11 protein-coding genes are annotated in these 12,914 nt (G+C 40.2%); 6 read left to right on the top strand and 5 right to left on the bottom strand.

The window, feature by feature from the left end; all coding sequences use genetic code 11:
• The first annotated feature begins 7 nt into the window (after positions 1-7).
• From B7696_RS09710 to xerS, 6 genes are all read left to right on the top strand, one after another.
• On the top strand, positions 8-1,186 hold the full coding sequence (locus tag B7696_RS09710) for a hypothetical protein (protein WP_084863447.1): 1,179 nt from the start codon (positions 8-10) through the stop codon (positions 1,184-1,186).
• A 188-nt stretch (positions 1,187-1,374) separates the two neighbouring features.
• Positions 1,375-2,226, top strand: coding sequence for a ribosome biogenesis GTPase YlqF (gene ylqF, locus B7696_RS09705; protein ID WP_033683581.1), 852 nt, complete (start codon positions 1,375-1,377; stop codon positions 2,224-2,226).
• Complete coding sequence (locus tag B7696_RS09700; protein ID WP_084863445.1) at positions 2,213-2,992, top strand: ribonuclease HII; 780 nt, start codon at positions 2,213-2,215, stop codon at positions 2,990-2,992. The genes ylqF and B7696_RS09700 overlap by 14 nt, the downstream gene beginning before the upstream one ends.
• Before the next feature lie 16 nt (positions 2,993-3,008).
• Positions 3,009-4,559, top strand: coding sequence for a ClC family H(+)/Cl(-) exchange transporter (locus B7696_RS09695; RefSeq protein ID WP_084863539.1), 1,551 nt, complete (start codon positions 3,009-3,011; stop codon positions 4,557-4,559).
• A gap of 72 nt (positions 4,560-4,631) precedes the next feature.
• The gene (locus B7696_RS09690; RefSeq protein ID WP_084863443.1) at positions 4,632-5,075 is read left to right on the top strand and encodes a MepB family protein; all 444 of its coding nucleotides are present in this window, start codon (positions 4,632-4,634) and stop codon (positions 5,073-5,075) included.
• 331 nt (positions 5,076-5,406) lie between these two features.
• Complete coding sequence (xerS, locus tag B7696_RS09685; protein ID WP_084863441.1) at positions 5,407-6,477, top strand: tyrosine recombinase XerS; 1,071 nt, start codon at positions 5,407-5,409, stop codon at positions 6,475-6,477.
• Positions 6,478-6,548: 71 nt separating this feature from the next.
• On the opposite strand, the gene B7696_RS09680 is transcribed toward xerS, so the two are convergent.
• The 5 genes from B7696_RS09680 to B7696_RS09660 all read right to left on the bottom strand — a co-directional run bounded on the left by B7696_RS09680 (position 6,549) and on the right by B7696_RS09660 (position 12,797).
• Positions 6,549-7,538, bottom strand: a complete 990-nt coding sequence (locus B7696_RS09680) for a lipoate--protein ligase (protein ID WP_020901378.1) — start codon at positions 7,536-7,538, stop codon at positions 6,549-6,551.
• Between the two features lie 56 nt (positions 7,539-7,594).
• Positions 7,595-9,298: a dihydrolipoyl dehydrogenase gene (lpdA, locus tag B7696_RS09675; protein ID WP_084863439.1), complete on the bottom strand. Its 1,704-nt coding sequence runs from the start codon at positions 9,296-9,298 to the stop codon at positions 7,595-7,597.
• Between the two features lie 45 nt (positions 9,299-9,343).
• On the bottom strand, positions 9,344-10,387 hold the full coding sequence (locus B7696_RS09670) for a dihydrolipoamide acetyltransferase (protein WP_020901380.1): 1,044 nt from the start codon (positions 10,385-10,387) through the stop codon (positions 9,344-9,346).
• Positions 10,388-10,820: 433 nt separating this feature from the next.
• A complete protein-coding gene (locus B7696_RS09665) occupies positions 10,821-11,813 on the bottom strand; it encodes an alpha-ketoacid dehydrogenase subunit beta (protein ID WP_020901381.1) in 993 nt (330 codons plus the stop codon).
• Positions 11,814-11,828: 15 nt separating this feature from the next.
• On the bottom strand, positions 11,829-12,797 hold the full coding sequence (locus B7696_RS09660) for a thiamine pyrophosphate-dependent dehydrogenase E1 component subunit alpha (RefSeq protein ID WP_020901382.1): 969 nt from the start codon (positions 12,795-12,797) through the stop codon (positions 11,829-11,831).
• Positions 12,798-12,914 lie beyond the last annotated feature (117 nt).

Genomic DNA, 12,914 nt, shown 5'->3' with positions numbered 1-12,914 from the left:
AGACCTCATGACACTTCCAGTTAGAAAATCCCTGCATGATGCGGTGTTACAGGCTTCAAAAGCTGATACTTGGGAACAAGCTACCAAGGAATGGAATGAAGTTTCCTTGATTTTTAACGGTATCGGCCGTAGCAATTGTGTCTGTGGAAATGCTATCAAATACGCCTACGAACTCTTTAACGGTATCACAGGCCAACGCCTCTTTCCCATCGGTAGCGACTGCGTCAGACACTTTCATCGATTGACCCTTGACCAGCAACTGGAAGAGGAAGAAAAACTGCTCAGAAAGGTTGAAAATCTAACCAGAAAAGCCCAGAAAAAGGAAAAAATCAAAGTCAATAAGAGTGAATTTGACGAGCGTCTTCTAAAATGGCTCTGGGAAAAAGGTGTTTTTAAACCCAATCGTGGCAATCAGTTCTCACCTGAGAAAGACTACCAGCTCTTCCTAGAAGTCTTTCAAGGAGGAAGTTGGATCAAGGCAGAGCCCAAGAAGAAGGCTCGGATGGAAGAAGTCCTTGAAAAGTGTATCAAACCCTTTTTACTTGGCAAATCAGATGACCAACTCTACCTTGTCAAGCTAGGAAAGGAAAAAATTGACTACGAACAGGAACTCCGTATCCAGGCAGAGAAAGAGCGCAAGAAAAGAGATAGAATCGCCAAACAATATGCAGACAATCTAGTTCTAGCTATGGGACCAGCAGAGCGTGCATACCAAGATTACTTTGGCTTTACAGAGACCCTGACTCAAGAAGAACGCAAGTGGGAGAAAATACTTTTTGGTAAAAATCGAACAGAACGGGCTATCAAGGCCAAACAATACCAAAAAGAGTTGGAAAAAGACCAACGAATTGCTAGTCAAGATCCAATTGAAAGAAAGCAGAAGCAGACCTGGCTCCTCAATTCCTATTTTCGTGAGTTTCCTGAAGAAAAAGCTCGATTTTCTAGGCTTTTATTAGAATATCGAAAAAGTGGAGAAGTGCCATTTTCAACTGAATATCTGTCAGACCATCTGCTCGACTTTTTCTATAAAATGAAAGCCTTTGAGTTTGAAATCGCACCAGAACAAGTTCGAGATTTTCTAAAAGAAAGCCTTCAAACAGAGCATCTCTCCTCAGCACAAGAAAGCTGGATAGAAGGAATTTTGACAAATTGTATAGTCCCATTTTTATCTCGAATACTCATCTAAAACTAAATATATAAGTCTTAGAATTTTATATAAAGTTAATATATAAATTAAGTGAATTTGAAATCAGCCTTCCTTTATAAAGTAGCTATTACAAATAAAAGCTTGTGCAAAAAAGAATAATTTATGATAGAATAGAGGATAAGAAAGAAAACGTTTTTACAGTTTTTTCAATCCGAAGGAGATATATTATGGCCACTATTCAATGGTTTCCTGGTCACATGTCTAAAGCGCGTCGACAGGTGCAGGAAAATTTAAAATTTGTTGATTTTGTGACGATTTTGGTGGATGCACGCTTACCTCTATCTAGTCAAAATCCTATGTTGACCAAGATTGTTGGTGACAAACCAAAACTCTTGATTTTAAACAAGGCGGACTTGGCTGATCCAGCAATGACCAAGGAATGGCGTCAGTATTTTGAATCACAAGGAATTCAGACGCTGGCTATCAACTCTAAAGAGCAAGTGACTGTTAAAGTCGTAACAGATGCTGCCAAAAAGCTCATGGCTGATAAGATTGCTCGTCAGAAAGAACGTGGTATCAAAATTGAAACCTTGCGTACCATGATTATTGGGATTCCAAACGCTGGTAAATCAACTCTCATGAACCGTTTGGCTGGTAAGAAGATTGCCGTTGTCGGCAACAAACCAGGTGTTACCAAGGGGCAACAATGGCTTAAAACCAACAAAGACTTGGAAATCTTAGATACGCCAGGGATTCTTTGGCCTAAATTTGAGGATGAAACTGTTGCACTGAAACTGGCCTTGACTGGAGCTATCAAAGACCAGTTGCTTCCTATGGATGAGGTGACCATTTTTGGTATCAATTATTTCAAAGAACATTATCCAGAAAAGCTGGCTGAACGCTTCAAACAAATGAAAATTGAAGAAGAAGCGCCTGTTATTATTATGGATATGACCCGTGCTCTCGGTTTCCGTGATGACTATGATCGTTTTTACAGTCTCTTCGTGAAGGAAGTCCGCGATGGCAAACTCGGTAACTATACCTTAGATACATTGGATGACCTCGATGGCGACGATTAAAGAAATCAAAGAACTCCTTGCAACAGTCAAGAATTTAGAAAGTCCCGTTTTTTTAGAACTCGAAAAGGATAGTCGCTCTGGAGTTCAAAAAGAAATCAGCAAACGTAAAAAAGCCATTCAAGCTGAATTAGATGAGGATCTTCGTTTGGAAATCATGCTTTCCTACGAAAAAGAACTGTATAAGCAAGGTTTGACCTTAATTGCTGGTGTTGATGAGGTTGGCCGTGGTCCTCTGGCTGGTCCTGTAGTCGCTGCAGCCGTTATTTTACCTAAAAATTGTAAGATTAAAGGCCTCAACGATAGCAAGAAAATTCCTAAAAAGAAACATCTGGAAATTTATCAAGCCGTTCAAAATCAAGCCTTGTCAATCGGGATTGGTGTCATGGATAATCAGGTCATCGACCAAGTCAATATCTATGAAGCAACCAAACTGGCCATGAAGGAAGCAATCTCCCAGCTCAGTCCGCAACCTGAGCATCTCTTGATCGATGCCATGAAACTAGAATTGCCCATTTCACAAACATCTATCATCAAAGGAGATGCCAATTCCCTCTCGATTGCAGCAGCATCTATAGTAGCTAAGGTGACACGTGATGAATTGATGAAGGAATACGACCAGCAGTTCCCTGGCTATGATTTCGCTGCTAATGCCGGTTATGGCACAGCTAAACACCTGGAAGGACTTGAAACACTAGGAGTTACCCCAATTCACCGGACCAGCTTTGAACCCGTTAAATCACTGGTTTCAGGAGAAAAAGAAAGTTAAGTTAGAAGGAATGATTATGGAGGAACAGTCAGAAACACTCAGTTCCAAGAAAGAATTTGCCTTTGCCTCAAGCACTATATTATCCCAAGTTGGACGAGGAATCATTGTTGGTCTCGTCGTCGGACTCATCGTCGGATCCTTTCGGTTTTCAATCGAAAAAGGCTTCCACCTGATACAAGGACTTTATCAAGATCAAGCGCACCTAGTGCGCAATCTTTTTATCGTTGGTCTATTTTATTTAATAGTTTGTTGGCTCAGTGTGAAATTAACTCGGTCAGAAAAAGATATCAAGGGTTCAGGAATTCCTCAAGTCGAAGCCGAACTGAAAGGGCTCATGACCCTAAACTGGTGGGGCGTACTTTGGAAAAAATATATTCTAGGAATTCTTGCTATTGCAAGTGGCCTTATGCTGGGGCGTGAAGGGCCAAGTATTCAACTTGGGGCGGTCGGTGGTAAAGGTATTGCTAAGTGGCTTAAATCCAGTCCAGTAGAGGAACGATCCTTGATTGCGAGTGGAGCTGCAGCAGGATTAGCCGCAGCCTTTAATGCACCAATAGCAGGCCTCCTCTTTGTCGTAGAAGAAGTTTATCACCATTTTTCACGCTTTTTCTGGGTCTCAACTCTAGCAGCCAGTCTCGTAGCAAACTTTGTTTCTCTGCTCATATTTGGCCTAACACCCGTACTGGATATGCCAGATAATATCCCACTCATGACCCTAGATCAGTATTGGATTTACCTCCTCATGGGAATTTTTCTAGGACTTTCTGGTTTTCTTTATGAAAAAGCTGTACTCAATGTTGGTAGAGTTTATGACTGGATTGGGCAAAAAATCCGTTTGGATAGAGCTTATTACCCAATTTTCGCCTTTATTCTCATCATACCAGTTGGGATCTTCTTACCGCAAATCCTTGGTGGTGGAAATCAGCTGGTTCTTTCCTTAACTGAGCAAAATTTTAGTTTCCAAGTTCTATTAGCTTACTTTTTGATCCGCTTTGTTTGGAGCATGATTAGCTATGGAAGTGGTCTTCCAGGAGGAATTTTCCTACCAATTTTGGCGCTTGGTTCCTTACTTGGTGCCCTAGTTGGTGTCATTTGTGTGAATATTGGACTTGTCAGTCAGGAACAATTTCCTATATTTGTCATTCTGGGAATGAGTGGATACTTTGGAGCAATATCCAAGGCTCCCTTAACTGCTATGATACTCGTAACTGAGATGGTAGGAGATATTCGCAACCTCATGCCACTTGGTTTAGTAACCTTAGTTGCCTATATCATCATGGATTTACTTAAAGGTGCGCCAGTCTATGAGGCCATGTTGGAAAAAATGCTGCCAGAAGAAGCGACAGATGAAGGAGAAGTCACTCTCATTGAAATCCCTGTATCTGACAAAATCGCTGGAAAACAAGTACACGAACTCAACCTGCCACACAACGTCCTCATCACCACCCAAGTTCATAACGGTAAGAGTCAAACAGTTAACGGCTCAACCAGAATGTATCTCGGTGATATGATTCATCTCGTAATTCCAAAAAGTGAAATTGGAAAAATCAAAGATTTGTTGTTGTAACATTTATTTACATAATTTAAATTACGCAAATAAAATCATTAAGAAAATTCCAAGGAGGACCTCTACATCATAATGAAAATACTTGATGTTCTACATAAGTTTTATGGTGATTTTGAATTCATTGAAGAAAAGTGTAATGAAAAATACGAAGGCATCCTCATCAATATAAAGGAAGATGAAGATAAAGAATATAAAAGATGTCGCTTAGCAAAAAGAACACCGAAAAAAGAAGGATATTTTACAGCATTTTGGAAAAAAGACCAAAATAACAAGAACATTCCTTATACCAATGAAGATTTAGGAGATGAACTCGTTATTGTTGTTATCGATAATGATAAGAGCGGACTTTTTATTATTTCAAATGAAGAGGCAATCCGTAGAAAAATTCTATCAACAAAAGACAACAATGGAAAAATGTCTATGAGATTTTATCCACCTTGGTGCACAAATTTAAATACAACGGCTCTAGCAACACAAAATTGGCAATTGAAATTTTTTAGAGAAATTGAATTATAAGAATAATTTTTTCTAATTTTAATAGGAAAACGTTAAAAATTTTTTAATGGATTCATATATACAAATATACAAAAAAGACTTGGTTTTTATTTAACATAAAATCAGGTCTTTTTTAGTCTAATGACCTATTTCTAGTAGTATTTATAAAATATGAAATTGACTATTTTCTTAATGAAAAAAATTTCCAGTTATATAAAGATCAGATAAATTAAAAGTTTATAAAAAACACTTTAAAAAACTCCCACAACATCTTTCCGAAAAACTATAATTTTCTTGAAAAATATGCAAGTCTATGCTATACTACTTGTAGACTTAATTATGGAGAAAATACATGAAACGCGAGATTTTACTGGAACGAATCGACAAGCTAAAACAAATCATGCCCTGGTATGTTCTGGAATACTACCAATCTAAGCTTGCTGTACCTTACAGTTTTACAACCTTATATGAATACCTCAAGGAATACGATCGATTTTTCAGCTGGGTTTTGGAGTCTGGTATCTCAAACACTGATAAAATGTCTGATATCCCTTTATCTGTCTTGGAAAATATGTCAAAAAAAGACATGGAATCCTTTATCCTTTATCTACGTGAACGTCCTTTGCTGAACGCCAATACAAGCAAACAAGGTGTTTCTCAGACAACCATCAATCGGACCTTGTCAGCCCTTTCTAGTCTTTACAAGTATCTGACCGAGGAAGTCGAAAATAACCAGGGAGAACCTTATTTCTATCGTAATGTAATGAAGAAAGTTTCGACCAAGAAAAAGAAAGAAACACTTGCTGCTAGAGCTGAAAACATCAAGCAAAAACTCTTTCTAGGTGATGAAACAGAAGGTTTTCTGACTTATATCGACCAAGAGTACCCACAACAGCTCTCAAATCGCGCTCTCTCATCATTTAATAAGAATAAAGAACGTGATTTAGCCATTATTGCCCTTCTCTTAGCGTCTGGTGTCCGCTTATCTGAAGCTGTTAATCTGGATCTAAGAGACCTTAATCTCAAAATGATGGTTATTGATGTCACTCGAAAAGGTGATAAACGTGACTCGGTCAATGTCGCTGCATTTGCAAAGCCCTATCTAGAGAATTATCTAGCTATTCGAAATCAACGCTATAAGACGGAAAAAACAGATACAGCCCTCTTTTTGACACTCTATAGAGGTATTCCCAATCGTATCGATGCTTCCAGCGTGGAAAAGATGGTTGCTAAATACTCTGAGGACTTCAAAGTTCGTGTAACTCCACATAAACTGCGCCATACCCTAGCAACCAGGCTCTATGATGCCACTAAATCACAAGTTTTGGTCAGTCACCAGCTAGGACATGCCAGCACACAAGTCACTGACCTCTATACCCATATCGTCAACGATGAACAAAAGAATGCTCTGGATAGTTTGTAAACTACATAAAATAAATTATGTAAAACAAAACTCAAAAAAGAAGCTGGTCAAACAACCAACTTCTTTTCTTTTTATCCCACTACCGCTTCAGCGATTTCTTCACGGCTAATACCAGCGAAGTAGCGTGTAATATCAATAGTGTCTAAGGCTTTAAGAACATCTTCGCGTTCATATTTGACGCCACGAAGGACATCTTCTACAGCTGCAACGTCCTCGATACCAAAGAAGTCTCCATAAATCTTGATATCTTGTATTTTTGATTCGACGACATTAGCAAAGACTTCAACTTTGCCACTAGTGAATTTTGTACCACGACGGATGTTGAATTCAGGTGATTTACCGTAGTTCCAGTCCCAAGTTCCAAACTTAGTATCCTTAATGCGATTGATTTCAACCAATTCTTCTTCTGAAAAGACGTATTCAGTCATCTCTGGGTACTCTTTTTTCATGTATTCCAAGAGCAAATCACGGAATTCTTCAACTGTGATTTTTTCTGGTAATTCATTGACAATATTGGTTACACGGGCACGAACTGATTTGACACCTTTTGATTCAAATTTATCTTTTGAAACCTTGAGGGCATTAGCAAGAACTGACAAATCAACGTCAAAGAGCAAGCAACCGTGGTGCATGATACGGCCATTGATATAAGCTTGAGCATTGCCACAGAATTTCTTACCGTCAATTTCTAAGTCATTACGACCTGTGAACTCAGCTTTAACACCGAGTTGAGCCAAGGTATTAATAACTGGAGTAGAAAAGCTCTTGAAGTCAAAGGCCTTGTTTTCATCTTCTTTTGAAATGATGGTGTAGTTGAGGTTGTTTAAATCGTGATAAACAGCTCCACCACCACTGATACGGCGGACTACCTCAATACCATTTTCTCGAACATAATCACGGTTGATTTCTTCAATAGTGTTCTGGTGACGACCAACAATGATAGATGGTTTGTTAATCCAAAGAAGGAAGATTTGATCCTCATCAAGGAGGTGTTTAAAGGCATATTCTTCCAAGGCGATATTAAAGGCAGTGTCGTTTGAATGATTGATAATATATTTCATGATATCCCTTTATACGATAGAGACTGGAAAAAATTCCAGTCTAATCTATCTTCATTTTATTTTTTCTTAGGTGAATGGATGGCCATTCCTAGAACATCTGCAAATGCTTCATACATCACTTCAGAGTAAGTTGGGTGTCCGTGGATAGTTTTCAGCATTTCTTCAACAGTGATTTCCATTTCGATAATGCTTGATGCCTCGTTAATCAATTCTGCGGCTGCAGGACCGATGATGTGAACACCAAGGATTTCTCCATATTTCTTATCTGCAATGACTTTTACGAAACCTTGAGCTGCATCTGATGCAATGGCACGACCGTTAGCAGCAAAGTTGAATTTACCGATGGCAACATCGTATTTCTCACGGGCTTGTTCTTCTGTCAAACCTACTGCTGCTACTTCAGGAAGAGTGTAGATAGCTGCTGGAGTCAAGTTCAATTTGGCAACAGCATGATTTCCTTTAAGGGCATTTTCAGCGGCAACTTCACCCATGCGGAAGGCTGCATGCGCCAACATCTTCGTACCGTTGATGTCACCTGGTGCGTAGATTCCAGGAACAGAAGTTTCCATGTATTCGTTGACCTTGATACGTCCACGATCCAATTCAAACTCAACATCGCCAATACCTTCAAGGTCTGGCACACGACCGATTGAAAGAAGAGCTTTACTTGCGATGACATCGTCTTTTCCTTCAACCTTGATACGAAGTTTGCCATCTTCTTCAATGATTTCTTGAAGTTTAGTGTCAGTTAAGATGGTCATACCTTTACGCTCAAGAATCAAGCGAAGATTCTTAGACACTTCCGCATCCATAGCTGGTACGATACGGTCCATCATTTCGATAACAGTCACTTTTGAACCAAATGTCATGAAAGCCTGACCAAGTTCGATACCGACAACGCCGCCGCCGATGATTACGAGGTTCTCTGGAACTTCGTTCATTTCAAGAATGTCATCACTGGTCATGACAAGTGGAGATTCCATACCAGGAACGTTAATCTTGCTGACTTTTGAACCACCAGCAAGGATAATTTTTTTAGTTTCAAGCAATTCTGAACCATTTACCAAGACATTCTTGTCCTTAGTGATTGTGCCAATTCCCTTATGAACAGTAACTCCGTAGCTACGAAGAAGACCTGCAACTCCACCAACAAGAGTATTAACAACTTTAGATTTTGTTTCTAAAAGTTTGTCCATATCTACAGTAAAGTTTGGATTTTCGATGACGATACCACGGTTTGCTGCATGACCGATGTTTTCGATGATTTCAGCGTTGTGAAGGTAGGTCTTGGTTGGAATACATCCACGGTTCAAGCAGGTTCCACCGAGTTCAGATTTCTCAACAAGGGCAACTTTACCACCGAGTTGGGCAGCTTTAATGGCTGCAACATAACCAGCAGGACCACCACCAATGACAACGATATCAAAGGCATCATCACTCTTACCATCGTCGTTTGAAGCACTAACTTCAGGCGCTGGGCTAGCTTCTGGTGCTGCTGCTCCAGCTGTTGGGATATTTTCTCCCTCTTCGCCGAGGTACCCGATGACTTCCGTTACAGGGACAGTTTCCCCATCTCCTTTAAGGATGGCAATCAAGTACCCATCTTCTTCGGCTTCCAATTCCATGCTGACTTTGTCAGTCATGATTTCCAAAAGGATTTCTCCTTCTTTTACAAATTCTCCGACTTTCTTATTCCATTGGACAATTTGTCCTTCTGTCATATCCACGCCGGCTTTTGGCATAATTACTTCTAAGGCCATGTCTTACTTCCTTTATCTATATCTCTAAAAATAAATACTGTATTTTTAAACCAACATTGAGATTGGGTTCTCAATTAAGGCTTTTAAGTCTTTCATAAACTTAGCACCAGCCATACCATCTACGACACGGTGGTCAATGGTTAATCCTAGGCTCATGATAGGACGAATAACAATCTCACCATTGACAACTACAGGTTTCTCTACTGTTGAGCTCACCCCGAGGATTGCTGAGTTGGGTTGGTTAATAATCGGACCAAAGGACTGAACACCAAACATTCCCAAGTTACTAATTGTGAAGGTTGAGTTTTGTAACTCACTTGGAGCCAATTTGCCATCCAAGGTACGACCAATCACGTCTTTAAATGCAACGACCAACTCTGACAAGCTCATCTTCTCAGCATTGTAAACAACTGGTGTCATTAGACCGTTATCCATACCAACCGCCATGGCAAGGTTGACATAGTTGTGAGTGATAATTGTCTTGCCATCTTCGGTCAATGAAGCGTTGATGTAAGGGTGTTTCATTAAGGTCTTCACAACAGCGAGTGAAAGAAGGTCTGTTACAGTAGTCTTCTTACCAGTTGCTTCCATAATTGGCTCAAGAACCTTCTTACGAAGAGCCAACATTTCTGACATATCGACATCGTAGTTGAGTGTGAAAGTTGGTGCAGTTAGGTAAGATTCAACCATACGTTGGGCAATAACCTTACGCATTGGTGTCATTGGAATACGCTCAATCTCACCATAAGGAGTGATATTGTCTGGAACTTCTTCCACTTTTTCGATTTGAGCAGGAGACTTGATGGTATCGTTTTCGATATTTTCAGGAAGAAAGGCTAAAACGTCCTTCTTCATGATTTTACCACGATGACCCGTTCCTTGAATTTCCTGCCAAGCAATGTTATGTTCGAGGGCAATTCGTTTTGCAAGTGGCGAAATGCGAACCACATTTGTGTCTTTATAAGTTTCCACGTCTTCTTTGTGGACACGACCGTTTGCACCTGAGCCAGAAACGTCGTAGAGGTTGATCCCTAAATCATCCGCTAACTTTCTAGCCGCAGGAGTCGCTCTTAGCTTGTCATCAGCCATGACCTCTCCAATTCTATACTAAGATATTAAGGACTCAGAGGGCAATGAAAAAATAGGAGATTGACGATGTGTTCGATGAACACAAGGAAATCTATCTTTTTTTCGCAGACCTCCGTCCGAATTCAATTAAATGATACAAAGGGCGTTTAAAAGCGACCGAAAAATAGGAAATCAACGCAGACTTCGATGAAGTCAAGGAGATTTATCTTTTTTCCGAGCTTTTAGCCCGTGCTCTAATATAAGATATTAAGGATGAAGAGGGCAATGAAAAAATAGGAGATTGACGATGTGTTCGATGAACACAAGGAAATCAATCTTTTTTTTCGCAGACCTCCGTCCGAATTCAACTCTACAAGCAACTTGGATACAACACGTATCTCAAGTTAGTAAAGTTAAAAAATCAAATATTTTACATAATTTAATTTATGTAACTCTATTCTTTGTTATATGTTTTTCGGATTGCTTCTTTGATGCTTTCAACGGTTGGAATCATTGCATTCTCTAGGTTTTGTGCGTAAGGCATTGGCACATCTTCTCCTGCACAACGGCGGATTGGTGCATCTAGATAATCAAATGCTTCTGATTCTGAAATAATAGCTGAAATCTCTCCGATATAGCCACTTGTTTTGTGAGCATCGTTGACCAGAACAACCTTACCAGTCTTCTTCACTGAGTTGATGATGATATCCTTATCAAGCGGAACAAGAGTACGAGGGTCCACAATTTCAACTGAAATTCCTTCTTCAGCTAATTCTTCAGCTGCTTGAACCACACGACGGAGCATTTTTCCATAAGTAACAACTGTTACATCCGTACCTTCGCGTTTGATTTCGCCAACTCCAAGTGGGATTGTGTAGTCTGGATCAACTGGAACTTCCCCTCTTTGGTTAAATTCTGACTTGTACTCAAGAATGATAACAGGGTTATTATCACGGATAGAAGACTTGAGCAGTCCTTTCATATCCGCAGGTGTACCTGGAGCTACAACCTTAAGTCCTGGAATGTGAGTAAACCAAGACTCTAGAGACTGAGAGTGCTGAGCTGCAGAACCAACCCCGTTACCTGCTGCACATCGGACAGTCATTGGAACCTGACCTTTACCACCAAACATATAACGTGTTTTAGCGGCTTGGTTGACAATATTGTCCATGGCAATAACAGAGAAGTCCATGAAGGTCATATCGACGATTGGACGAAGCCCTGTCATGGCTGCTCCTGCTGCTGCTCCAGAGATGGCAGCCTCAGAAATCGGACAGTCACGAACACGTTCTGGACCAAATTCTTCAAGCATTCCAACAGATGTTCCGAAGTCTCCTCCGAAGACACCAACGTCTTCTCCCATCAAGAACACATTTTCATCGCGACGCATTTCCTCAGACATAGCAAGGATAATGGTGTCACGGAAGGACATTGTTTTTGTTTCCATTTTATCTCTTTCTCCTTAGTCCGCGTAAATATCTTCAAATGCTGATTCAAGCGGTGGGAACGGACTTTCTTCCGCAAATTTAACAGAAGCTTCTACTGCTTCCTTGACTTGTGCTTGAATTTCTTCCAATTCTTCTGCACTTGCAATATTGTTTTCAATGAGGTATTTGCGAAGATTTTCGATTGGGTCTTTTTGTTTCCACAATTCCACTTCTTCACGGGTACGATATTTACCAGGGTCAGATGATGAGTGACCTAGCCATCGGTAAGTTACACTTTCAATCAAGACTGGTCCATTGCCACCACGAACATGGTCTACTGCCTTCTTAAATCCTTCATAGACGTCAATGACATTGTTGCCATCTTCGATGAACATTCCAGGAATTCCATATGCAGCACTACGTTGATGGATATGTTCTACATTGGTCATTTTCTTGATATCCGCAGAGATACCATAGCCGTTGTTAATGCAGTAGAAAATGACTGGCAGATTCCAGATAGAAGCCATGTTCACTGCTTCGTGGAAGACACCTTCGTTGGTCGCACCATCTCCAAAGAAGCAGACAACGATTTTACCAGTATGTTGCATTTGCTGACTGAGGGCTGCACCGACAGCGATTCCCATACCACCACCTACGATACCATTGGCACCGAGGTTACCAGCATCAAGGTCGGCGATATGCATAGAGCCACCTTTACCTTTACAGGTTCCAGTGTATTTCCCAAGGATTTCAGCCATCATTCCGTTGAGGTCAATTCCTTTAGCAATAGCTTGCCCGTGACCACGGTGGTTTGATGTGATCAAATCGTCTGAGTTGAGAGCTAACATAGCACCCACGTTAGCTGCCTCTTCTCCAACAGAAAAGTGCGTCATTCCTGGCACTTTCCCTTTCTTTACTAATTGTGCAATTTTTAAGTCCATACGACGGATTTCTTCCATCTTACGGAACACTTCTAGCAAAAGATTTTTATCTAAAGTTGACATCTTCTTGCCTTTCTAACTTTCTTCTTACCTTACTATTTTACCGTTTTTAGAAAGCACTGTCAAAGTTTTTCTCAAGAAAATTTCACAAAATAAAAAAGAAAACCCAATGAGAACAAG

This window comes from Streptococcus mitis (genome assembly GCF_002096815.1).
In the GTDB taxonomy this organism is placed as follows: Bacteria; Bacillota; Bacilli; order Lactobacillales; family Streptococcaceae; genus Streptococcus; species Streptococcus mitis_AD.
The sequence above is the reverse complement of the archived record's forward strand: the minus strand, read 5'-3'. Positions and strand labels throughout refer to the sequence as shown.